This window comes from Dyella sp. 01L423, from assembly GCF_056399945.1.
On record NZ_JBFTSI010000002.1, the window covers coordinates 336,613 to 358,154 of the forward strand.

Genomic DNA, 21,542 nt, shown 5'->3' on the forward strand with positions numbered 1-21,542 from the left:
ATGCCCGGGCATGGGCGCTCCCACGGACACAGCCACATGACCACGCCGCAGCTTATCTCCCGTAGTTGCCTTGCTTTGCTTCGCGGGATCGTGCGTTGGCAAAACGGCCTGGTCGGCATCGCGCTGCTGGCGGCCTTGCTGGTGGGATTGCGCCTGTGGCCGCATCGCCCCTTGAGTGCGTGGCTGCCGTCATCGACCGCGGTATACGACGCGCGCGGCCGATTGCTGCGCCTCACGCTGGCCAGCGATCAGCGTTATCGCCTGTGGGTTCCGCTCAAGGACGTGTCGCCTGCGCTGGTCGACGGTGTGCTGCTGCACGAGGACCGCTGGTATCGCTGGCACCCCGGCTTCAATCCTTATGGCTTGATGCGCGGTGCCTGGGTCACCTATGTGAGCCATGGCAACCGGCAGGGCGGCTCGACCATCACCATGCAGTTGGCGCGCTTGCTCTGGCACCTCAATACGCGCTCACCCGTAGGCAAGGTGCAGCAGGTAGCGCGAGCGCTGCAGCTGGAACTGTTCTATTCCAAGGATCAGATTCTCGAGGCCTATCTCAACGCTGCCCCGTACGGGCGAAACGTTGAAGGCGTTGGCGCGGCGAGTCTGGCCTACTTCGACAAGCCCGCCGATGCGCTAAGCCTTCCCGAGGCGCTGACGCTCGCCGTGATTCCTCAGGATCCAAGCAGGCGACTCCAGGCTGGCGCCGATGCGCCGGACCTTATCAGTCGCCGGCTCAGCACATCGCGCAATCGTCTTTACGCCAAATGGAAAGCACTGCGCCCCAAGGATGCCGGTCTGCAGCCGCTGTTCGCATTGCCGCTGCGCCTGCGCCCCTTATCCAAGCTGCCGTTCGAGGCGCCGCACGCGGTGGATCAGGTACTCGCCGAGCGCAGGGTGCTAGCGAGCGATGCAGACAGTCGCGTCACCACCACGCTCGATCTCGATCTCCAGCACGTGCTGGAGCGGCAGGTCGATCACTACGTCGAACGCAACAGCGGTCGCGGCATTCGCAATGTGGCGGCGATCCTGGTGGATACGCGCGACATGGGCGTGAAGGCGCTGGTTGGTTCAGCCGACTATGCCAATGCGGATATCCAGGGACAGGTGAACGGCACGCTGGCCAAACGATCGCCGGGTTCGACGCTGAAGCCCTTCATCTACGGGCTGGGATTCGACCAGGGCGTACTCCATCCGCAGACGGTCTTGCGCGATGTGCCGACCGCGTTCGGCCCGTACGCGCCGGAAAATTTCGACGGCCATTTCCTGGGGCCGGTCACCGCCACTGAGGCATTGGTTCGCAGCCGCAATATTCCCGCTGTGTGGGTGGCCTCGCAGCTTCAGCAGCCGAGCTTCTACCAGTTCCTGCGCGATGCCGGCATCAGCCGCATGGCGAGCGAAAAGCACTACGGGCTCGCCCTGGTGCTCGGCGGCGGCGAAGTGACCATGCAGGAGTTGGCCGGTCTCTACGCGATGCTCGCCAATCGTGGCGAGCTGCGCCCGCTGCGTTTGCTCGCAACCAACCCGCCCAGTAATGGCACGCGCCTGCTGAGCGAAGAGGCGAGCTTCATGGTGATGGATATGCTGCGGCAGAATCCGCGGCCGGACGAAACCACGGGTGCGCAGCCGGATCGTCTGCCGGTGTATTGGAAAACCGGCACGTCTTGGGGCTTTCGCGATGCATGGACGGCCGGCAGTTTCGGGCCTTACGTGCTGGTGGTGTGGGTGGGCAACTTTGATGGCAGCAGCAATCCGGCCTTCGTTGGAGTCGACGCTGCGGCACCGTTGTTCTTCCAGATGGAAGACGCCTTGCGCGCTGCGCAGCCGCAGATGAGCGAGCCCGTGCGGCATATGCCGGCGCAGCTTCGGCGCGTGGAAATTTGCCTGGCCAGCGGCGATCTGCCCAACCAGTGGTGTCCGCAGCGCGGCATGACGTGGTTTATTCCTGGAAAATCGCCGATCCGGGTAAGCCAGGTTCATCGCCCGGTGGTGATCGATGACGACACCGGCAAACCGGCCTGTCCGCCGTATGCGGGCAAGCGGACGCATGTGGAGGTCTACGAGTTCTGGCCGTCCGAACTGCAGCGCGTGTTCGTGCAGGCCGGCATTCCGCGCCGTACGCCGCCGCGCAACGACAGCTGCGTACTGAGCGGCGCGGACGGCGAACCCCCGTCGATCACCTCGCCTCTGCGTGGCAGCATCTACGCGCTGCGCTTGAAGGAGACCGGACAGGATCGCATCGCATTCAGCGCCAACGCGGACGCTTCAGTGCGCGAGATGTACTGGTTCGTCAATGATGCCTATGTCGGCCGCAGCGTCCCCGGCGAGTCGATGTTCTGGCAGCCGGCCAGCGCGGGCAACTTCGAAGTGCGCGTGGTCGATGACCGCGGGCGCAGCGACCTCAGGCCCTTGGGCGTGAACGTGGTCGACTAAGCCCTTGTGACTAACGGCATGGCCGAATGCTGCGCCGGGGCTGCGCTATGCTTGATGGCCCGACCCGAGACAGGCACACGTCCACCGCATGACTTCGTCACCGGCCGCCTCATATTACCTCGCCACGGCCACGCCGTACGCGCCGTTCGCTCCTTTGCAGGGCAAGACAGATGCGCGTGTCGCCATCATTGGTGGCGGCTTTGCAGGCTTGCATACGGCGCTCGGCCTGGCTGAGCGCGGCGTACGCGACGTAGTGTTGCTGGAGCGCGAGCGCGTCGGCTTCGGTGCCTCCGGGCGCAACGGTGGTTTCGTCTTCGGCGGCTACTCGCTCGGTGAGCAAGCGCTGCTCGACCAGCGCGGGCAAGAGGCGGCGCTGGCCTTGTTCAGGCTCACCACGGACGCGGTGGCGCGTATCCGCCATCGCGTCGCGCAGCACGCCATTCCCTGCGACCTGGTCGACGAGGGCATCATCTGGGCCAACTGGTTCCGCGATCCCGCGGTGCTGCGCCAGCGACAGGAGCTGCTCGCTCGCCACTACGGTATGAGCTGGGAATGGCTGCCGCAGCACGAGCTGCGCGGACGCGTACATACGACGCGTTACTACGATGGCTTGTACGAACGCGACGCGTTGCATCTGCATCCGCTCAACTTTGCCATCGGCCTTGCTGGCGCAGCCGCGGCGCAGGGCGTACGCGTCCATGAAAATACCGATGTATGGAAATTACGTCGCGAGGGCACGCGTTGGCGGATCGAAACCGCGCAGGGTTCGGTCCACGCGGATCAAGTCGTGCTTGCATGCGGTGGTTATCTGGCCGGGCTTCGTCGTCAGGTCGATCGCGCCATCCTGCCCATCGCCACTTACGTGATGGTGACGGAACCGCTGGGCGAGCGGCTGGCGGATTGCCTGGAGACGCGTTCGGCTGTCTACGATTCGCGCTTTGCCTTCGACTACTACCGCCCGTTGCCGGACAGCCGTCTGCTGTGGGGCGGCCGCATTTCGGTGCGCGATCGCTCACCGCGTGCGGTGCAAGCATTGCTGATGCGCGACTTGCTGCGCGTGTTTCCGCAACTCAAAGGCATGGGCGTCGATTATGCGTGGTCAGGCCTGATGAGCTATGCGCGCCATCAGATGCCGCAGATCGGCAGCAGCGGTGACGGATTGTGGTGGGCGCAGGCGTTCGGTGGTCACGGCCTGGCACCGACGTGTGCGGCGGGCGATCTGCTCGCTTCGGCGCTGGCTGAAGGCGACGACCGCTGGAAACAGTTCGCCCCCTATGGCTTGGCGCCCACCTATCGGCCGTTCGGCTATCTTGGCGCGCAAAGCAGCTATTGGTGGCAGCAGAGCAAGGACTGGTTCAAGACGAGGTTGGAAGGATGAGCGGTACAAGCACGGTCAATGAAATCAGCTGGGCCGATTTCGAAAAGGTGTTGATCGTCGCCGGCACCGTGACGCGCGTCGAGCCCTTTCCCGAAGCGCGCAAGCCGGCCTGGAAAGTGTGGGCGGATTTCGGTCCCTACGGCGAGAAGAAGACCAGCGCGCAGGTCGTGAATCTCTATCGCGCCGAGGACCTGCTCGGACGCCAGATCGTCGGTGTGATCAACTTCCCTGAGAAGCAGATCGGGCCTTATCGATCGCAGTTTCTGCTCACCGGTTTCCACACCGATGATGGCGTCGTGCTCACGGCGATCGAGCGTCCGGTGCCCAACGGCACGCGTCTGGCCTGATCAACCCGCCTGCATCGCCGGTTGCAGGGTGGAGCGGCGGCCTATCATCAAGGCCAGCCCCGCGGCGATCAGGCCAGTCACGCCCGCCACCACGAATGGCTGCAGGTAGTCGCCATTCTGCGTGCGCAACGCACCCGCAAAGAACGCTGCGCTTGCCGCACCGATCTGATGGCCTGCGGCCACCCAGCCAAACACCACTGGTGCATCGCGATCGCCGAACGCTTCAGAGGCCAGGCGCAAGGTCGGCGGCACCGTGGCAATCCAGTCCAGGCCGTAGAACATGCCAAACAGCGACAGACTGGTCAGCGAGAAATCGGAATACGGCAGCCAGATCAGCGAGAGCCCGCGCAGAGCGTAGTAGACGAACAGCAGCTTGCGCGGATCGCAACGATCGGTCAGCCAGCCCGAGAGCGTGGTGCCGACCAGGTCGAACGCACCCATCATGGCCAGCAGGCCGGCCGCGCGCACTTCGGGAATGCCATGGTCGCCGCACATCGCGATGAAGTGCGTGCCGATCAGGCCATTGGTAGTGAAGCCACAGATGAAGAAGGTGGCGAACAGGAACCAGAACGTGCGCTGCTTCGATGCCGTCGCCAAGGTGCCCAGCGCAATGGCGAGCAGGTTGCGACGCGGTGCCGTGTCGACTTCGTCTTCGGTCGCGCCGTAGGGGCGCAGGCCGATGTCCGACGGACGCTCCGGCAGCAGCCACCAGGCGAGCGGGATCAACAGGGCGCATCCTGCCGCGACGGTCCATACCACTGGACGCCAACCGCCATGTTCGGCAATCGCGGCCAGCGCCGGCAGGAAGGCGAGGGTGCCGGTCGCCGTGCTCGCCGTGAGCAAGCCCATCATCAGACCGCGATGGGTGACAAACCAGCGATTGACCACCGTGGCGCCCAGCACGATTGCCACGCAACCCGATCCGATGCCGGAGAACAGTCCCCAGCTCAGCATCAGGTGCCAGGGCTGCGTCATCCAGGCGCTGGCAGCAATGGACAGGGTCATCAAGACCAGGGCCGCGATCAGCGTCCGGCGCACGCCTACGGCCTGCATAAGCGCTGCCGCGAAGGGTCCGACCATGCCGTACAGGAAGATGCCCAGGGCGGCCGAGAGGGAAATCGTGTCCCGGCTCCAACCGAAAGCTTTGCCCAGCGGAAGGATCAGCACGCCAGGAGCGGCGCGGACGCCCGCAGCGGCGAGCAGGGCCAGGAAGATCACGCCGGCGACGACAAAGGCGTACTTCTGGCCGAAGGGGCGGGTGCGCGGTATAGTCATGTTACCGACCGGTACGTGGAATGGGCGAATCGTACGTACCGATCGGTAACATTGTCAACCCTGATCAGCCATGCCGACCAAACGCAGCCAGACCCCGCCAACCGAACCCACCTCCGACGCCAAACCCAAGGCGGCCGAACGGATTCGCCGCACCGCGCGCGAACTGTTCTATCGCGAAGGCATCCGTGCGATCGGCGTCGAAGAAATCGTGACGCGCGCCGGCGTGACCAAGCCCAGTCTCTACCGGAGCTACGCGTCCAAGGACGAACTCGCCGCCGAATACCTGCGCGACTACGAAGTGGCGTTCTGGAAAGTGTTCGAGGCTGGCGCGCAAATCCATCCCGACGATGCGCGCGCGCAGCTGATGGCGTACTTCGAAGGGCTGGCTCAGCGCGCCACGCAAGCGGGCTATCGCGGCTGCGGCTTGACCAACGCCGTGGTGGAATATCCCGGCGACGATCATCCCGCGCGGAAGGTCGCCGAGGAACACAAGCAGAAGTTGCGCGAGCGACTGATCGAACTGTCGACCGCGATGGGCGCGAAGGATCCGGCGTTGCTTGCCAATGGATTGCTCTTGCTGCTCGAAGGCACTTACTCCTCAGGCCAGCTATTCGGACCGCACGGCCCGGCGGAATCGCTGGTCAAGGTGGCGAACCAGTTGATCGACGCCTCCCTGCGTTGACCTTTAGTCGGCGCGGCGCTGCTGATCCAGCCAGATGCCGAGGCCTTGCGCGTTGAGCTCCACGTCCATGCCCAGGATTTCCAGCAATTGCGCGCGGTCACCCGACCAGCCATGCGCTTGTGCGCGGGCCAGATAGAGATCGGTCAAGGCGGCTTTCATCGCTTCATGGCGGTGCGCTGCCTCCGTTGAAGCATGCGCGGCCGATCGAGCGATGGACACCATCGCATCAATCTGCGTGTGCAAATCATCGGCGAGCCTTTCAACGCCTTCGACGCGGTCGTAATGGGTGAGATACATCGCCAAGGGTTGCAGCGCGATCAGTCGGCTGATCGAGGCATGCAAGGCCTCCGGGTCGAACTGCACAGGCGATGTCGTGGGCAGGATGAAAGGGCCTCTCGCGGTGTCGAATTCGCGATACGACAAGCCGAACGTGTCGCCGGTGAAGCACACCCTGGCGCGTTCGTCGTAAACACCCAGATGATGGCGCGCGTGCCCCGGTGTATCCAGACATAGCAATGGACGACCCGACAGCGAAACCACATGGCCGTCCGGTGCTTCAACCACGCGTTCAGCGGGGATGGCGCGCAGACGTCCATATGTGGACTCCATCACTTCTTCGCCATAGACCGCCGACGCGCCTGCCCACAGTTGACTGGGATCGATCATGTGCCGCGCGCCGCGCGGATGCACGACCACCCGCGCATTCGGCAGCTGCGCGATCAACTCGCCCGCGCCGCCGGCATGATCGAGATGGACGTGAGTGAGGATCAGCCAGTCGACGTTCGCGGGAGCAAGGCCCGCCGCGTCCAGCGCCTTGAGCATATTGGGCACGGCATAGTTGGTGCCGCAGTCGACAAACGCTGCGTGTCCATTTTCCACCAGCAAGTAGGCCGCGTCGAAGTGAGGCCGAACGAAGCCGGTGTCGATCGTATGAATACCGTGTGCCATCGCCAACCTCGCGCTGTGGGATCAGGCGAGGTTAGCAAGGTCGCTGCAGCGGTTCACTCCCACCTTGGTCGGACGGAGGATGGACAGCGCCATCCTCCGCGATCAATCACGCCGCCGTATCGACCAGCACCAGCTCGGCGTCTTCAAGCGCCGTCACGGTGAGCTTCGATTCGTCGCGAATCGCCGCACCGTCGCGGGCATCGAGCGCCACGCCGTTCACTTCGATCTTGCCCTTGGCGGGGACGAGATAGGCGTAACGAGTGGTGTCCAAGTCGTACACCGCCGTCTCGCCAGCTTTCAGCGTCGCACCCAGCACGCGCGCATTCGTGCGCAGGGGCAGGGCATCGGCGTCGTCGTTGAAACCGCTGGCGAGCGTTACAAAGCGGCCGGAACGATCGCCCAGCGGGAACGGCTTGGTACCCCACGACGGCGGTTTGCCGTGCTCATCGGGAATGATCCAGATCTGGAAGATCTGCGTGTTGCCCGATTCCAGGTTGTACTCCGCATGCGTGATGCCCGAACCGGCACTCATCACCTGCACATCGCCGGCTACCGTGCGGCCCTTGTTGCCAAGATTGTCCTGGTGGGTGATGGCGCCTTCGCGCACATAGGTGATGATTTCCATGTCCGCATGCGGATGCGGCGGAAAGCCCGTCTGCGGCGCGATGGTGTCGTCATTCCACACCCGCAGCGCACCCCAGCCCATGCGCGCAGGGGCGTGATAGTTGGCGAACGAGAAGTGATGCTTGGCGTCGAGCCAGCCATGGTTGGCTCCGCCCAGGCTATTGAAAGGTCGACGGTCGATCATGCTGCACTCCTGATAGTGGGTAGCGCGATAAGCGCCTCCACACAAGATAAGCCCGCGCGCCGTGGTTACCAGTCACTGCAAAGGGAACGGACTGTTGCCGGAATACGCTTATGGGGCGACGGCGGGTTGCGGCTCGAGGTTTCGAGACGCCGGCGGCAGGGCCGGGCGGAATGATGAAAAAAGTCTTGCCAGACTCTTCACAAATGCCTTCGTTCTGCTATTATTTCCGACTCAGACGCGGGAATAGCTCAGTTGGTAGAGCACGACCTTGCCAAGGTCGGGGTCGCGAGTTCGAGTCTCGTTTCCCGCTCCAGTTTTTCGGCAAAACCTCGGCATTCCGGGGTTTTGTTTTTTCAAACGGATGGTGACTGTTTCAGGTTACGATCCGTGCGCAATGGCCTGGTGGCAGAGTGGTCATGCAGCGGCCTGCAAAGCCGTGTACGCCGGTTCGATTCCGACCCAGGCCTCCATTGCGCACCAGCATCAACCCGCCGCCAGGCGGGTTTTTTCTTGGCCTCATCCCTGCAGGCGCCCGTCGCACGCGTGCTAGGATGCGCATCCTTCCGTATCGGCCCGGATGGCGAAACTGGTAGACGCAAGGGACTTAAAATCCCTCACCCGCAAGGGTATCCCGGTTCGATCCCGGGTCCGGGCACCAATCGCATGATCACCGCTGCGAGTCGCACTATCGAGGGATGTCATGAGCGGCATCAGACTACTTGGCCCTTTTGAGGATCGCGTGGCGGCGCAATTGCCGGAAGGCTTTGTCGTGGGCCATTGCGAGAGTGCTGGTAGGATCGAACAGAGGGCGATCATCCAAGGCGTGGTTCGTCGTGTTGGCGAACAGCAGTGGACGGATGAACATGGCCACGAAATGACTGTGCTGGTCGAGGATTTCGACCTTGATGCAGTGGCCTTGCGGAACTGGTCAACGGGTGTCGAATAAGCTCGTCAGTGTCACGGCGATGAGACATGTAAGGCAATGCCGTTCACGCCAGTAGGCCCTTATTGCGGATCTGTTTTTTAGGTAGTTCAGCTGCTTGCATTAACCCAGGCGGCGGCCTATGGTCATTAGACACACCCAAGGAGGGAGACTGGTGATCAAGGTAGTTTTAATTGACGATCACGAGCTGGTGCGCACAGGGTTCAGGATGATCCTGCAGCAGCAGCCGGATATTCAGATCGGCGGCGAAGCGGGAACTGCCGAAGAAGGGTTGAGACTGATCCGCGCCAAGGCGCCGGATATCGCCCTGGTGGATGTCCATATGCCCGGCATGAGCGGCATCGAGCTGACCGAGCGTGTATCGCGGTCCAAGCTGGCCACCCACATCATCATTGTCACCGTGGTGGACGACGCACGTTTCCCCAAGCGCTTGCTCGACGCCGGCGCGCTTGGCTATCTCACCAAGGGTTGCACCTCCGAAGAGTTACTCGACGCGGTACGCCAAGTCGCGTCCGGCCGACGCTATCTGGCTCCGGCGGTGGCGCAGCAGCTGGCACTGGCGACTTTGGATGGGGAGGGTTCCCCGTTCGACGCCTTGTCCAGTCGCGAGCTCGAAGTGGCCATGATGCTGGTCCGTGGCAAAGCCCTCACCATGATCGGTGAGCAGCTCAATCTCAGCCCCAAGACCGTATCCACTTATAAGCAGCGCCTGATGGAAAAGCTGCAGGTGGATCATGTGATCAGTCTGGCGCACCTGATGACGATCCACGGCCTGCTCGATACCCACAACAACCAGGTAGGCAACAACCAGCCAGGCGGTTGATCTTCTTCAAGGGCAGGCACAAAAAAAGCCGGACATGCGTCCGGCTTTTTTTTATCGGCCAGACGCGTCCTCAACCGTGCGAGGAGGCGTCCTTCTTGACGTCATCTGCGGTTTCTTCGCTAACCGCATGAGGCGCTGCCGGCTCGACGGCCTGCGGCTGCGACAGTGCGGCATGCGCCAGCAGATCGCCCTGTGTGGGCGAAGCTACTGGCGTCGCTTCGGGGTCTACCAGGTGCTCGGTCTTGACCGCTACCTCATTGTGCTCCGCAATCGCGGTGGCGGCGGGCTCAGCAACGGCGGCGTGACTGATCGGCGCCGACACCGGCTCGATCTTCGGCGACACATCGAGATGCGCGCGGAAGTCGATGGTGGTGGTGGCTTCGATCGGCGCGGCCTCGACAGCCACCGGGGCGACTGCCGGTTCCACGGCGTGGGTAGTGCTCGAAGGGATGTCGGTGATCGGGCTGTGCGTCGCGGCTTCGAACACCGGAGCGGCCGTCGCCATCACGGGTTCTGCGTGCACCGGCGTGGCGTTCGACGCTTCGCGGAAGGCGGGCGCTTCGACCTGCACATGCTCGGCGACGTGTTCCATCACCGCTTCGGCAGCCGGAATCGGCGGCAGCGTCGGCAGATTGAACGAGGTGGGCGCAACGGCGCTAATCACCTGCTCGGGCGCGTGCATCGGTGCCTGCGGCGCGGCAACAGGGGCGGTTTCCTGCGACTTGACCGGCGCCGCGTCGAGCGTAGCAGCGGGCGATTCCTCACGAGTCGCATGCACCACGGCGGTAGCAGCGGCCGTACTGACCACCGCGGCGGTCACCTGCGCAACCGGGGCCGGGGCGGCGGTGGCGGCGGGTGGTGCGGCAGAGGTTGTTGCCTCGGACCGGTCTTCATCGTCCAGGTCATCGAAGTCCTGGCCATCGGCCGATTCCGCTGCCTGCGTTCCGGTCTGGGTGGCGTCTTCATGGCGGCGACGACGACGGCCACCGCGACGGCCGCGACGACGGCGCGACTGGCCGCCCTCGGCTTCCGCGGCGCCCGCGACGGCCGGTGCCGTATCGGCGACGACAGCTTCACCGGTGGTCTCGCCCGGTGCCACCAGATTCTGGTTCTTGATCAGCTCGGCGTCCGCGGCGTTGGCGGGACGCTCTGCCAGCGCATGGCTGGCTGCCGACGCGGTGACGACGGCTGCTGCTGCGGTCGCGGCGGGCTGGGCCTGCTGGCCCTGCTGCTGCGGCTGGCGCGGCTGGCGGGGCTGCTGTTCCTGGCGCGGCTGTTGCTGCTTGCGCTCGCCCTGGGCTGCCTGCTGGCCTTCGCCCTTCGGCTGCTGCGGCTGACGATCCTGCTTGGGCTGCTGCTGGGCTTGCGGCTGACGTTCTTGCTTGGGCTGCTGGCGACCGCCCTTGGCCTGCTGCTGTCCCTTCTGGCCCTGCTGCGGCTGCTCGCGACGCTGCTGCTGGCGGTTGCCCTGCGGCTGGCCGCCTTGGGCCGGGCGAGCGCGCTCGTCGCGGCGGTTGTTGTTGCGGTTGGAGCTTGCCGGTTCGGCCTTGACGGTCGGGGCCGGTTCGGCCGGTGCGGAGGTGCCGCGGAACCAGCCGAGCAGGCGCGAGATCACGCCGCCGGCAGGGGCGGGTGCGGCAGCCGGCTGGCGTGCAGCAGGTGCCTGCGGAGCCGCCTCGGCCGCGCTTTCTTCGCGCACGGGAGCCGGCGACGACGGCACGATGCCGCTGACGGCGGGCTGCTCGCTGCTGCCCAGCGCCTGGCCCATCTTGGGCACAGCGGAGGCTTCGACGGCGGTGAGGCGCTCATAGCTGGGCTTGCTGTGCTCGCCCATGTCAGCTTCGCGGATACGCTGGATTTCGATATGCGGCGTCTCGAGCTTGTCGTCCGCCACGATGACCACGTGCACCTTGTTGCGCAGCTCGATCTCAACCACGCTGGCGCGCTTTTCGTTGAGCATGAAGTTGGCCACGGTCGGCGGGGCCTGCACCAGCACCTGGCCGGTGTTGTCCTTCATCGCGTGCTCTTCAATGAGACGCAGGGTGGACAGGGCCAGCGACTCGACGCCGCGGATATGGCCATGGCCTTCGCAGCGCGGGCATACGATCTGGGTGGCTTCGCCAAGCGACGGACGCAGGCGCTGGCGCGACATCTCAAGCAGGCCGAAACGCGAGATGCGGCCGATCTGCACGCGGGCGCGGTCCAGCTTCAGCGCGTCCTTGAGACGCTCTTCCACTTCGCGCTGGTGCTTGGGGCTGTCCATGTCGATGAAGTCGATCACGATCAGGCCGCCGGCATCGCGGATGCGCAGCTGGCGGGCGATTTCCACCGCCGCTTCAAGGTTGGTGTTGAACGCGGTTTCTTCGATGTCGCTGCCCTTGGTGGCCTTCGACGAGTTGATGTCGATGGCGGTGAGGGCTTCGGTCTGGTCGACCACGATCGAGCCGCCGGAGGGCAGGCGGACCTGGCGGTCGAACACGCTCTCGATCTGGGTTTCGATCTGGTAGCGCGAGAACAGCGGGGTCTCGTCGCGGTACATCTTGAGCTTGCGCAGGGCGTTGGGCATCACCTGCTGCATGAACTCGCGCGCGTCGTTGTACAGCGATTCCTCGTCGATGAGGATTTCGCCGATGTCGTTGCGCAGGTAGTCGCGCAGGGCGCGAATGAACAGCTTCGATTCCTGATAGATCAGGAACGGGGCCTTCTGCGCCTGGGCGGCGCCGGAAATGGCCTTCCACAGCTGGAGCAGGTAATCCAGATCCCACTGCAGCTCTTCGGCGTCGCGGCCGAGGCCGGCGGTGCGCACGATCAGGCCCACGTCGTCAGGGACGTTGAGGTGCTCCAGCGCTTCCTTCAGCGCCTGGCGGTCTTCACCCTCGATGCGACGCGACACGCCACCCGCTTTGGGGTTGTTCGGCATCAGCACCATGTAACGGCCGGCGAGGCTGATGAAGGTGGTCAGGGCGGCGCCCTTGTTGCCACGCTCCTCTTTCTCCACCTGCACGACCACTTCGTGACCTTCTTTGATGAGGTCACGGATATTGGCCTTGTTGGGGTCCAGGCCCGGCGTGAAGTACTCGCGGGCGACTTCCTTCAGCGGCAGAAAGCCGTGGCGTTCGGCACCGTAGTCGACGAAGCAGGCTTCCAGGGACGGCTCCACGCGAGTGATGCGGCCCTTGTAGATATTGGCCTTTTTCTGTTCGCGGGACGGGATTTCGATATCGAGATCGTAAAGGTTCTGGCCATCGACGATGGCCACACGCAACTCTTCACGCTGAGTTGCGTTGATCAACATACGTTTCATTGTAATTTTTCCTCGGCTTGCCGCGCGTCGCGTGCCTCGGTGGCGCCAGTCACTTCGGCGGCCTGCCGGGGATCGCGCCGCTGCGGTTAAGCGGCAAATGACGGCATCGTTCTCGGTGCCGGGATGATTCTTAGGTCGCGCCAGTCGCCCCGGCTTCCCCTAGGAAACCGGACAAACGACAACCCGAACCGTTACGATGTAAGGGAGCAGCAACCGGCTGCCAAAGAGGCGACCGGCGCTATCCTCGCCGACGTCACGGGGTGGGTGTCCCGCCCCTATCCGAACTTCGGCGGGGCAAGACCAAACGCCGCCCGAGTATCCTATTTCGGCAGGTTTTATTCAATGCAGACGGTAACTTCCCCCGACGCACCTCACGGTGTGCGTCAAGTTGAGATCGGTCCCGAGCGGGACGGTCAGCGCATCGACAATGCGCTCATGACGATGCTCAAGGGGGTACCAAAGAGCATGATTTACCGCATTCTGCGCACCGGACAGGTGCGTGTGAACGGTAAGCGCGCCAAGCCCGATACGCGTCTCGTGGCGGGCGATATGCTGCGTATTCCGCCGGTCCGAGTGGCCGAAAAGGTCGAAGGAAAGGCCCCGGCGACCGGCATGGTCTCAGCGATCACTGATTCGATCATCTTCGAAGACAAGCATTTCATTGCCATCGACAAGCCCAGCGGCATTGCCAGCCACGGCGGCAGCGGTGTCAGCCACGGTGCCATCGAGCTGCTGCGGGCGGCCCGTCCTACTGAACATATTGAACTGGTCCATCGCCTCGACCGCGATACCAGCGGCGTGCTGGTGTTCGCCAAGACCCGCGCCGGACTGACCGGGCTGCAGGCAGCCATCCGCGACGGCTCGGTGGTAAAGCAGTACCTCTGCCTGATGGTCGGCCATCCGAACAAGGCGAAGTTCAGCGTGAATGCCCCGCTGCTCAAGTCGATACTGCAGGGCGGCGAGCGTATGGTGAGGGTGTCCGACAACGGCAAGCCGTCGCTCACTTTCTTCCAGGAAATGGAGCAGTACCCGGGCGGCCGCCTGATGCAGGCGACGCTGGGCACTGGGCGCACGCATCAGATTCGCGTCCATGCTGCCCATATTGGCCACCCGCTGGCGGGCGATCCGAAGTACGGCGACAAAGAGATCAACAAAGGCATGAAGGAGTTGGGCCTCAATCGCCTGTTCCTGCACGCCTCGCACATGAGTTTTGAGCTGGACGGCCGTTCCTATAGCTTTTCGGCGCCGATGCCCGACGATCTGAAGGAATTCCTGGACGTTCTGGCCGTGAAGGGCAACAAGATCCGTCGTCTACTGGAAAAAGCGCGCGCTCACCTCGAGCGAACGCAAGAGATGACCGGTAAGCCCACTTTCCACAAGTAGGGCGCTGGCGGCGTGGGCCACGGCGATGGGCAGTAGCCGTGGCGAGCGCATGAAGCTCCACGCCCACCAGAGTTCGGCCGCCACGCACAGCTGCATCAGAGACCCGTTCGGGGTGTGCAGCAGACCGAACAGGGTCGCCGTGACCAGGAAGATGGCCGGGCGCGGCAGTCCGGTCCGTTCCAGTCGGCCCATGACCAGGGCGAGCATGGCCCACTGCTGGAGCAGCGCCCAGGCCAGGTAGGCCAGGATGTGGCGAACATCCAGGTGAAGCAGATGGTGGCCGTCAGCCAGGGTCAGGGCCAGGGCGACGGGCAGCGGCAGCAGGGGGTAGATCCAATCGGACCAGCTTCGTCCGAACCAGCCCCATTCCACTGGCCGCCGGCGCCATTCGCTCTGGCCGCCGTAGACCAGTGCCGCCAGAAAGGCGGTGATGCCCGGGATGGATGCCCCCGGCCCCCAGCGCAATCCGGCGATGAGCCAAAGCGGACCGAAGGCAATAGCGGCCACTTCGGTCCATGGCCGCACCACTCCCGGACGCTGCCGAATGGCCAGCCAGGCCAGCCAGGCGAGATAGAGCGCGGCCACGCCGGTATCGAGCCAGGTCGGCATATGGTTCGATGTTGCGCGCGGCAGTGCCTGCCCGAAGGGAAGAATGATCGCGGCCGGCCAGTACTGACGCACCCGGTCCCGCCACAACAGCATGGCCTCCGCGGTGGCGCCCTCCGGCAGCCGGACCATCGGTGTTCGGTAGCGGGCCAGCTGTTGAGGTGTCGGCGTCCAGCTGCCCGATGATTCGGAGCCGAGCAAGCGGATGTCGGCCGTCTGGCGGTCGATCTTGGGCGGCAGCGAGGCGGGCTCGGGCGATGCCAGTGCGGCCGAATGCAGTGCCAGCGTTGCTCCCGCCGGGATGGTCACCCGCAGTCGCAACAGATAGGCCACCACGCCCGGGGCGCTGCAGGGCGCGCCATCGATAGCCCGCCACGACTGGCTTGCCAGATCGATGGATAACGAGGCCGTCTTGGTCGAAACGATCGCGGCGCGATCGGCGGAGCAGGGCGTTCCCGACTCAGTCGCCTGATAGCTCAAGTCCAGCGCGCCCTCGCGGTTGCCCTGCATATCGATGCGCAGCAGCGGCCAGTGCGCGAGGTCGACCGGTCCGGCCAGTGGCAGGCCGACTTCAAACGGTGTGCCGTCGCGGCTGGTGATCACCAGGCCGTCGGGCGTGGCCGCCAGATCAGCCGCGCCGAACACGCGGCTCGCCACCAGGTCGGAGGGTTGGTGCAGCTGCCATTGCCATAGCGGTCTGCCAGCGCGCAGCGTCGCGACATCGTGGCTGGCCTGGTGAATCAACTGGCCGCGCGTGATCCAGCCGGACAGCGCCGCCATGCACCACAGCAACACCGCCACCGCTGCGAGGAAACCCGCAGCGGGAAGCAGGCGCAGCGTGGGGCGCGCCGAGTTCAACGCTCGAGCAGGACGTCGACGCGCGCAGCGCAGATGATGTCGTTCATCGACAAGCCGCCGACATCGTGCGTGGACCACAACAGCTGGCAATGACCGTAGCCGGCTTCGAGGTCGGGGTGGTGGTCCTCTTGATTGGCCATGAAGCCAACCGCATTGATGAAGCCGAGCGTGTGGTGAAAGTCAGGGAACTTGAAATCCTTGACGATGGCCTTGCCGTCGTCGGTGACCTTCCAGCCGGGCAGCGCAGCGAGCAGTTCCTTGAGCTTGGCGGCGTCCAGCGCGTGTTCTTTGCCCTTGCGCGGCGTGCAGTGCTGGCTGGCGAGTTGGCTGAGGTTCATGGCGAATCGTCCGTGCTGAGAGAAAGGTGCGAAGCGTCGAAGCTACGCCAGGAAAAGTCAAAGCCGGGCAGGCGACGCAAAATAGGACTAAAATGGTGCTGTATTCCCGGCCAGGCCGGTGTTTCAGCTGGAGTAGACATGATCGACATTTCAGAACGCGCGCAACGGCACTTTCTGCGCCTGCTGTCGCAGCAGGGCATCGAAGGGCTGAGCATCCGCCTGCGCGTGACCTCGCCGGGTACGCCGGCGGCCAATTGCGAGCTGGAGTTTGCCGAGCCCGACGAGCTGACCGGGCAGGAATGGACCATCGTCTGCGATGGTTTCGACTTCAACGTGGAAGGCGACAGCGCGCCCTGGCTGGAAGGCGCGAGCATCGATTTCGAGCCGAACGCCACCGGCGGCCAGCTCAATATCCGTGCGCCGCGGATCAAGGGCGAGATCCCGGGCGAAGAGGCCGGCCTGATCGAGCGCGTGCGCTATGTGCTCGAAGCCGAGGTGAATCCGAAGATCGCTTCGCACGGCGGCCGCGTGAGCCTGCTGGAAGTGAATGCGAACGGCGTGGTGATCCTGCAGTTCGGCGGCGGCTGCCACGGTTGCGGCATGGTCGACGTCACGCTCAAGCATGGCGTGGAAAAGACCCTGCGCGAACGCGTGCCGGAAATCACCGAAGTGCGCGACGCCACCGATCACAGCGGCGGCAGCAATCCGTATTACAGCAAGAAGGAAGGCCAGTCCGCGCTCGGCTGATCAATAGCCGTCTGGACGTCCAAAAGAAAAGGCCCGCGCGATGCGGGCCTTTCCATTTATTGCGGTACGGCTTACTTGTCGCCCTGGATATGACCTTGCAGCGTATCGAGCTTGGTCGGCAAGCTGGAGAAGTAGGCGGCGACGTCCTGGATGTCCTGGTCCGACAGCTGCGCCACGAAGCCCTTCATGATGGCGTTGTCGCGCTGTCCGGTCTTGTACTCGTTGAGGGCCTGCTGCAGGTACATGTTGTACTGGCCGGCCAGGCGCGGGTACTGCGGATCGATCGAGTTGCCGTCGGTGCCGTGGCAGGCGAAGCAGGTGGCAGCCTTCTGCTTGCCGTTTTCGATATTGCCGGCAGCCAGCAGCTGGGTGGAGGCGAACGCCAGGACGGCGCCGAAGGAAAGCAGGGTGAGTGCACGATGCATGCGTTCGGGTCCTTGGCTTACTTGGCGAGGCTGGACAGGTAGGCGGCAATGTCCTGGATGTCCTGGTCGGACAGACTCTGCGCCTGGGCCATCATGGTCGGATGCTTGCGCTCGCCGGCCTTGTATTCGTGCAGTGCACTGATGATGTATTGCTGGTTCTGGCCCGCGATGCGCGGCACCGGGTAGTTCGGATACGCGTTGGCGTAACCGGGTACGCCATGGCAGCCATTGCACGTATAGATCAACTTGCGTCCGGCAGCTTTATCACCCTCGGCATGCACGCTGGCAGTGGCGAAAAGAGCTGCGGCCACGGTCAGGCCAAGCAGTTGCAGTCGAGTCATCAGCATCGTCCCCACGATTCCGGCTGGTACATGGTGAAAGTCCCGGAAGTATAGTCGTAGCGTTCACGAACGGACAACATGTCGCAAGCCACTGATTCCAATCAGTGCAAGGCTTCACAGTAGGGGGAAGGTGCAGGCGCGCCCCTGCGCCGCGCAACGTCACACGCAAAGGACCGAGCATGAAAGGAACGCTGGAAAATGCGGGAAATCGCCGTGGCCTGAAGGCTGCGCTGACGATGGCGATGGCCTTGGGCGTCGCATGGAGCGGGGCCCAGGCGCAGGCCGCACCCCCTGCGGCAGATTACCGCATCGTCGGCTATGTCTCCGATTCCCAGCCGTTGCCGCCGGTGAGCGCGCAGAAGCTCGACGTCATCAACTATGCGTTCGCGAAGGTGGACGTCAAAGGCAACGTGCAATTCCCCAGCCCCGTCGCAGGCCAGACGCTGGCGGCCTTCACCGGCCTGCGCAAGATCAATCCCAACCTCAAGATCATCGTCTCCATCGGCGGCTGGGGTGCAGACTATTTCTCCGATGTGGCTTTGACCGCCGACACGCGCCAACGCATGGCCGACAGCGTGGCCGCCTTCATCGAAAAATACGATGTGGATGGCGTGGATCTGGACTGGGAATATCCCACGCTGGCGGGTCCCGGCATCAGCCATCGCCCGGAGGACAAGCGCAATTTCAGCCTCTTGCTGGAAACGCTGCGTGCTCGCCTGGACAAGCTCGGCGCTGCGCACAGTGGCCGCCACTATCTGTTGACCATTGCCGCCGCCGACGGTGAATTCGTGGCGGGCATCGAGTTGGAGCGGGTGTCGCGTTCGCTCGACTGGATCAACTTGATGACTTACGACTTCCACAACAGTCTGACGCCGACCACCGGGCATCACGCGGGCCTGCATCTGGCCGATGTTGCCCCGGCGGATGATCGCGCGGGCGACAAGGCGGTGGCGCAGTTCCTTGCGGCGGGTGTACCGGCGAAGAAGCTCAATCTTGGCGCGGCGTTCTATGGCCGTGCGTTCTCAGGTGTCGATCCGGCGCACGATGGGCTGCAGCAGAAGTACGCGAAGTACGCGGGCAGTCCTTCATGGCAGGAACTGGTGGCCAGCTATATCGACAAGAATGGTTATGTGCGCCACTGGGATGCAAAGGCGCAGGCGCCTTATCTGTGGAACGCCAAGACGCGCACGTTCGTTACTTATGAGGATCCGCAGTCGTTGCGGGCGAAGGCGGCCTTCGTCAAGGCCAAGGGCCTAGGCGGGGTGATGTATTGGGAGCAGAGCCTGGATCGCAATGAGGAGTTGCTTGGCGTCTTGGATGAGGCGCTGGGTAAGCACGGAATTTTCTGATCGTCGTCCCGGCGCAGGCCGGGATCCAGTAGCCATGCGCGGTGATTGTCGCGATATCGCCAGCGTGCCGCCTACGCGCTGGATACCACGCCCCGCGCTTGTCTGTGGGAGCGCACCCTGTGCGCGACTGCCACGCTGCGGTGTACTGCTCCGTAGGCTCGTCGCGCACAGGGTGCGCTCCCACAAAGAGGTGATCGGCTAGGCCTGCGTGTTCCCTTGCAGGAGCGCACCTTGTGCGCGACCGCGGCGTTGCGATGTGCCGCTCCGTTGGGTGGTCGCGCACAGGGTGCGCTCCTACAGGGCTGCTGCCGCTTAGAGCAAGCTCTTTACGATATGAATGCCGGCGGTGTATTCGCCGATGATCGTACCCAGGCAGACCAGGAAGAAGTTGAGCAGGGTGCGGGCGACGCGGTTGCTCCACCAGCCGCGCCAGTGGCCGATGTCGTCGCGCAGGGTTTCGAAGTCGGCCACGCGCGGGCGGCGGACCCAGGCTTCCACCATCGCGCTGATGCCGCCGGATGGAATGCCGGGGCGGAAGGGTTTGATCGGGCCGGCAATGAAGGCGGCGAGCACGCTCAAGGGATGGGCGCCCGCGATGATGGCGCCGATGGCGGAGAAGCCGCCGGTGTAGAGCACCCAGTCGCGCAAGGCGGCAGCACCCAGCGATGGGCTGCGGTAGAAGGCGAAACCAATGGCAATGAACACCGCCAACACCAGGCCAAGGGCCAGCCACTTTGGCCATGCTGCCTTGCGCGGTGCCGCGGACAGCGCGGCAGCTTCGGTTGCGGGATCGCCTTGCTGGGTGCGCAACTGTTCGCACAAGCCCTTGAGGTGTCCAGCGCCAATCACCACCAGCACGCGGCGGCCTTCGCCGAAACCGGCCTGCGCGGCTTGTTCGCGCAAGCGTGCCGCCATGTACGCATCGCGTTCGGCGATCAAGGCGCGATAGAGCGGGGCGGAGTTGGTCGCGAACTCGCTGAAGGCGCTTTCCAGCATGTCGCCTTGCTTGAGTTTTTCGATCTCGGCTTCCTGGATGTTCTCGCGTTCGAACACGCTGGCGATCAGGCCGCCCATCAGGCCGAAGCGCTGCCAGAAACCGACGCTATGCCAGGCGCGACGCAGCGTGGTGCCCACTTCGCGATCCACCAGCCATACCGGCACACCACGTTGATCGGCGCCGTCCATGCCTGCTTTCATTTCCGCGCCGGGCTGGATGCCGTACTGCTCGGCAAGGCGCTTCTGGAACGAGGAGAGCACCAGGCTGGCCGCGACCATGCCGGCCTTGCCCTGGCGGATCACCTGGAACAGATCCATCTGCTTGAACGCTTCGGGATCGCGCATGCCTTGGGCACGGCTCTCGCACAGTTCCACGGCAACGGCATCGAAGGTTTCATGCGCGAGCAGCGCTTCCACGGCCTCGACGCTGGTGCGCGATACGTGCGCCGTACCGAGTACCACGTATTCCACGCCGTCGCGCATGACGCGCTCGATCGGTTGGTCGTGCAGCACGGGCGGCAGGGAATCGGTGATGTCGGTCTGGCTCATGCGCGGTGTCGGTAGGGCTCAGGCAAAGGCTGCAGGGAATGGCGGAGGCGCGAGGCGGGGCGCGTCACCGTCGGCATTAATCGCGGAAACGCTTGAGCAGATCGCCATAGGCGTCGATACGGCGATCGCGCAGGAATGGCCAGATGCGGCGGACGTGCTCGCTGCGCGCCATGTCGACGTCGGCGATCAGCAGCTCGCGGCCGTCGGTGCCGGCCTGCGCCAGGAATTCGCCCTGGGGACCCGCGACGAAACTCGTGCCCCAGAACTGGATGCCGTTGCCCACGCCCGCCTTGTCGGCTTCGAAGCCGGTGCGGTTGCACGACAACAGCGGCAGGCCGTTGGCGACAGCATGTCCACGCTGCACGGTGACCCACGCTTCGCGCTGGCGATCCTTCTCGGCCTGGTCGTCCTGCGGGTCCCAGCCGATGGCGGTGGGATAGAGCAGCAGGTCGGCGCCGGCCAGCGCCATCAGGCGCGCGGCTTCCGGATACCACTGGTCCCAGCACACCAGCACGCCCAGGCGGCCCACCGAGGTGTCGATCGGATCGAAGCCGATGTCGCCCGGCGTGAAGTAGAACTTCTCGTAGAACGCCGGGTCGTCGGGGATATGCATCTTGCGGTACTTGCCCGCGATGGCGGCCGAGCGATCGAACACCACGGCGGTGTTGTGATACAGGCCGGTGGCGCGCTTTTCGAACAGCGAGGCGACCACTACCAGCTTGAGCTCTTCGGCCAGCTTGCCGATGCGCGCCGTGCTCGGGCCCGGAATGGTTTCGGCGAGGTCGAATTCGTCCACCGACTCGCGCTGGCAGAAGTACGGTCCGTTGTGCAGTTCCTGCAGCAGCACCAGTTCCACGCCCTTGGCCGCGGCGTCGCGCAGGCCTGCCTCAATGGCGTCGAGATTGGCATCGCGGCTGCCGCGGTCGGTTTCCTGCAGCAGGGCGACTTTGAGGGTCTTGCGGGTCATGGGTGGGCTTCCAGAAAGGGCTGCTGGGGAGCAGAACGCAGAGTC

19 protein-coding genes and 3 tRNA genes are annotated in these 21,542 nt (G+C 64.3%); 12 read left to right on the top strand and 10 right to left on the bottom strand.

From position 1 onward, the window contains the following. Nucleotides 1–36: 36 nt before the first annotated feature. The 3 genes from pbpC to AC1DMY_RS08145 all read left to right on the top strand — a co-directional run bounded on the left by pbpC (nucleotide 37) and on the right by AC1DMY_RS08145 (nucleotide 4,155). Nucleotides 37–2,430: a penicillin-binding protein 1C gene (pbpC, locus tag AC1DMY_RS08135; RefSeq protein ID WP_477164457.1), complete on the top strand. Its 2,394-nt coding sequence runs from the start codon at nucleotides 37–39 to the stop codon at nucleotides 2,428–2,430. An 88-nt stretch (nucleotides 2,431–2,518) separates the two neighbouring features. Next, nucleotides 2,519–3,808, top strand: a complete 1,290-nt coding sequence (locus tag AC1DMY_RS08140; protein WP_477164458.1) for an NAD(P)/FAD-dependent oxidoreductase — start codon at nucleotides 2,519–2,521, stop codon at nucleotides 3,806–3,808. Beyond that, nucleotides 3,805–4,155, top strand: a complete 351-nt coding sequence (locus AC1DMY_RS08145; RefSeq protein WP_477164459.1) for a tRNA-binding protein — start codon at nucleotides 3,805–3,807, stop codon at nucleotides 4,153–4,155. The genes AC1DMY_RS08140 and AC1DMY_RS08145 overlap by 4 nt, the downstream gene beginning before the upstream one ends. Here AC1DMY_RS08145 and AC1DMY_RS08150 read toward each other — a convergent pair whose 3' ends face one another. Continuing rightward, nucleotides 4,156–5,430, bottom strand: coding sequence for an MFS transporter (locus AC1DMY_RS08150; RefSeq protein WP_477164460.1), 1,275 nt, complete (start codon nucleotides 5,428–5,430; stop codon nucleotides 4,156–4,158). Between the two features lie 70 nt (nucleotides 5,431–5,500). On the opposite strand from AC1DMY_RS08150, the gene AC1DMY_RS08155 reads away from it, so the two are divergent. Beyond that, nucleotides 5,501–6,112 carry a TetR/AcrR family transcriptional regulator gene (locus AC1DMY_RS08155; protein ID WP_477164461.1) on the top strand — a complete coding sequence of 204 codons (612 nt, stop codon included), beginning with the start codon at nucleotides 5,501–5,503 and terminating at the stop codon, nucleotides 6,110–6,112. A 3-nt stretch (nucleotides 6,113–6,115) separates the two neighbouring features. Here AC1DMY_RS08155 and AC1DMY_RS08160 read toward each other — a convergent pair whose 3' ends face one another. Beyond that, complete coding sequence (locus AC1DMY_RS08160; RefSeq protein ID WP_477164462.1) at nucleotides 6,116–7,060, bottom strand: MBL fold metallo-hydrolase; 945 nt, start codon at nucleotides 7,058–7,060, stop codon at nucleotides 6,116–6,118. A 106-nt stretch (nucleotides 7,061–7,166) separates the two neighbouring features. Beyond that, nucleotides 7,167–7,868, bottom strand: a complete 702-nt coding sequence (locus AC1DMY_RS08165; protein WP_477164463.1) for a pirin family protein — start codon at nucleotides 7,866–7,868, stop codon at nucleotides 7,167–7,169. A gap of 237 nt (nucleotides 7,869–8,105) precedes the next feature. Between AC1DMY_RS08165 and AC1DMY_RS08170 the strand changes: the two genes are divergently transcribed. From AC1DMY_RS08170 to AC1DMY_RS08190, 5 genes are all read left to right on the top strand, one after another. Then, a tRNA-Gly gene (locus AC1DMY_RS08170) sits at nucleotides 8,106–8,181 on the top strand. A gap of 83 nt (nucleotides 8,182–8,264) precedes the next feature. Next, nucleotides 8,265–8,338: transfer RNA gene (locus tag AC1DMY_RS08175), tRNA-Cys, on the top strand. A gap of 101 nt (nucleotides 8,339–8,439) precedes the next feature. Next, nucleotides 8,440–8,526 (top strand) — tRNA-Leu (locus tag AC1DMY_RS08180). A gap of 42 nt (nucleotides 8,527–8,568) precedes the next feature. Further along, nucleotides 8,569–8,814, top strand: coding sequence for a hypothetical protein (locus tag AC1DMY_RS08185; protein ID WP_477164464.1), 246 nt, complete (start codon nucleotides 8,569–8,571; stop codon nucleotides 8,812–8,814). Between the two features lie 151 nt (nucleotides 8,815–8,965). Beyond that, nucleotides 8,966–9,634 (top strand): response regulator, encoded by a 669-nt coding sequence (locus AC1DMY_RS08190; RefSeq protein ID WP_477164465.1) that lies wholly within the window; start codon nucleotides 8,966–8,968, stop codon nucleotides 9,632–9,634. A 70-nt stretch (nucleotides 9,635–9,704) separates the two neighbouring features. Here the strand turns inward: AC1DMY_RS08190 and AC1DMY_RS08195 are convergent, their stop codons facing one another. Continuing rightward, nucleotides 9,705–12,938 carry an Rne/Rng family ribonuclease gene (locus AC1DMY_RS08195; RefSeq protein WP_477164466.1) on the bottom strand — a complete coding sequence of 1,078 codons (3,234 nt, stop codon included), beginning with the start codon at nucleotides 12,936–12,938 and terminating at the stop codon, nucleotides 9,705–9,707. 342 nt (nucleotides 12,939–13,280) lie between these two features. On the opposite strand from AC1DMY_RS08195, the gene AC1DMY_RS08200 reads away from it, so the two are divergent. Then, nucleotides 13,281–14,321, top strand: a complete 1,041-nt coding sequence (locus tag AC1DMY_RS08200; RefSeq protein ID WP_477164467.1) for an RluA family pseudouridine synthase — start codon at nucleotides 13,281–13,283, stop codon at nucleotides 14,319–14,321. Here AC1DMY_RS08200 and AC1DMY_RS08205 read toward each other — a convergent pair. Then, nucleotides 14,250–15,785, bottom strand: coding sequence for a CPBP family glutamic-type intramembrane protease (locus tag AC1DMY_RS08205; RefSeq protein WP_477164468.1), 1,536 nt, complete (start codon nucleotides 15,783–15,785; stop codon nucleotides 14,250–14,252). The genes AC1DMY_RS08200 and AC1DMY_RS08205 overlap by 72 nt on opposite strands. Continuing rightward, the gene (locus tag AC1DMY_RS08210) at nucleotides 15,782–16,123 is read right to left on the bottom strand and encodes a 4a-hydroxytetrahydrobiopterin dehydratase (protein WP_477164469.1); all 342 of its coding nucleotides are present in this window, start codon (nucleotides 16,121–16,123) and stop codon (nucleotides 15,782–15,784) included. The genes AC1DMY_RS08205 and AC1DMY_RS08210 overlap by 4 nt, the downstream gene beginning before the upstream one ends. A gap of 138 nt (nucleotides 16,124–16,261) precedes the next feature. Between AC1DMY_RS08210 and AC1DMY_RS08215 the strand changes: the two genes are divergently transcribed. Beyond that, nucleotides 16,262–16,870, top strand: coding sequence for an NfuA family Fe-S biogenesis protein (locus AC1DMY_RS08215; protein ID WP_046971167.1), 609 nt, complete (start codon nucleotides 16,262–16,264; stop codon nucleotides 16,868–16,870). A 71-nt stretch (nucleotides 16,871–16,941) separates the two neighbouring features. On the opposite strand, the gene AC1DMY_RS08220 is transcribed toward AC1DMY_RS08215, so the two are convergent. Both AC1DMY_RS08220 and AC1DMY_RS08225 read right to left on the bottom strand, forming a co-directional pair. Further along, nucleotides 16,942–17,295, bottom strand: a complete 354-nt coding sequence (locus tag AC1DMY_RS08220; protein WP_046971168.1) for a c-type cytochrome — start codon at nucleotides 17,293–17,295, stop codon at nucleotides 16,942–16,944. 17 nt (nucleotides 17,296–17,312) lie between these two features. Continuing rightward, the gene (locus AC1DMY_RS08225; protein WP_046971176.1) at nucleotides 17,313–17,636 is read right to left on the bottom strand and encodes a c-type cytochrome; all 324 of its coding nucleotides are present in this window, start codon (nucleotides 17,634–17,636) and stop codon (nucleotides 17,313–17,315) included. A 179-nt stretch (nucleotides 17,637–17,815) separates the two neighbouring features. On the opposite strand from AC1DMY_RS08225, the gene AC1DMY_RS08230 reads away from it, so the two are divergent. Beyond that, nucleotides 17,816–18,985, top strand: a complete 1,170-nt coding sequence (locus AC1DMY_RS08230; protein ID WP_477164470.1) for a glycoside hydrolase family 18 protein — start codon at nucleotides 17,816–17,818, stop codon at nucleotides 18,983–18,985. A 312-nt stretch (nucleotides 18,986–19,297) separates the two neighbouring features. Here the strand turns inward: AC1DMY_RS08230 and AC1DMY_RS08235 are convergent, their stop codons facing one another. Together AC1DMY_RS08235 and AC1DMY_RS08240 are read right to left on the bottom strand one after the other, a co-directional pair. Beyond that, nucleotides 19,298–20,530, bottom strand: a complete 1,233-nt coding sequence (locus AC1DMY_RS08235) for a TraB/GumN family protein (RefSeq protein WP_477164471.1) — start codon at nucleotides 20,528–20,530, stop codon at nucleotides 19,298–19,300. A 76-nt stretch (nucleotides 20,531–20,606) separates the two neighbouring features. Further along, complete coding sequence (locus AC1DMY_RS08240; protein ID WP_477164472.1) at nucleotides 20,607–21,497, bottom strand: carbon-nitrogen hydrolase; 891 nt, start codon at nucleotides 21,495–21,497, stop codon at nucleotides 20,607–20,609. Nucleotides 21,498–21,542 lie beyond the last annotated feature (45 nt).

Coding starts and splice junctions, on each gene's coding strand:
- pbpC (WP_477164457.1), top strand. CDS start 37: ATGACCACGCCGCAGCTTATCTCCCGTAGTTGCCTTGCTTTGCTTCGC.
- AC1DMY_RS08140 (WP_477164458.1), top strand. CDS start 2,519: ATGACTTCGTCACCGGCCGCCTCATATTACCTCGCCACGGCCACGCCG.
- AC1DMY_RS08145 (WP_477164459.1), top strand. CDS start 3,805: ATGAGCGGTACAAGCACGGTCAATGAAATCAGCTGGGCCGATTTCGAA.
- AC1DMY_RS08150 (WP_477164460.1), bottom strand. CDS start 5,430: ATGACTATACCGCGCACCCGCCCCTTCGGCCAGAAGTACGCCTTTGTC.
- AC1DMY_RS08155 (WP_477164461.1), top strand. CDS start 5,501: ATGCCGACCAAACGCAGCCAGACCCCGCCAACCGAACCCACCTCCGAC.
- AC1DMY_RS08160 (WP_477164462.1), bottom strand. CDS start 7,060: ATGGCACACGGTATTCATACGATCGACACCGGCTTCGTTCGGCCTCAC.
- AC1DMY_RS08165 (WP_477164463.1), bottom strand. CDS start 7,868: ATGATCGACCGTCGACCTTTCAATAGCCTGGGCGGAGCCAACCATGGC.
- AC1DMY_RS08185 (WP_477164464.1), top strand. CDS start 8,569: ATGAGCGGCATCAGACTACTTGGCCCTTTTGAGGATCGCGTGGCGGCG.
- AC1DMY_RS08195 (WP_477164466.1), bottom strand. CDS start 12,938: ATGAAACGTATGTTGATCAACGCAACTCAGCGTGAAGAGTTGCGTGTG.
- AC1DMY_RS08200 (WP_477164467.1), top strand. CDS start 13,281: ATGCAGACGGTAACTTCCCCCGACGCACCTCACGGTGTGCGTCAAGTT.
- AC1DMY_RS08210 (WP_477164469.1), bottom strand. CDS start 16,123: ATGAACCTCAGCCAACTCGCCAGCCAGCACTGCACGCCGCGCAAGGGC.
- AC1DMY_RS08215 (WP_046971167.1), top strand. CDS start 16,262: ATGATCGACATTTCAGAACGCGCGCAACGGCACTTTCTGCGCCTGCTG.
- AC1DMY_RS08220 (WP_046971168.1), bottom strand. CDS start 17,295: ATGCATCGTGCACTCACCCTGCTTTCCTTCGGCGCCGTCCTGGCGTTC.
- AC1DMY_RS08225 (WP_046971176.1), bottom strand. CDS start 17,636: ATGACTCGACTGCAACTGCTTGGCCTGACCGTGGCCGCAGCTCTTTTC.
- AC1DMY_RS08230 (WP_477164470.1), top strand. CDS start 17,816: ATGAAAGGAACGCTGGAAAATGCGGGAAATCGCCGTGGCCTGAAGGCT.
- AC1DMY_RS08235 (WP_477164471.1), bottom strand. CDS start 20,530: ATGAGCCAGACCGACATCACCGATTCCCTGCCGCCCGTGCTGCACGAC.
- AC1DMY_RS08240 (WP_477164472.1), bottom strand. CDS start 21,497: ATGACCCGCAAGACCCTCAAAGTCGCCCTGCTGCAGGAAACCGACCGC.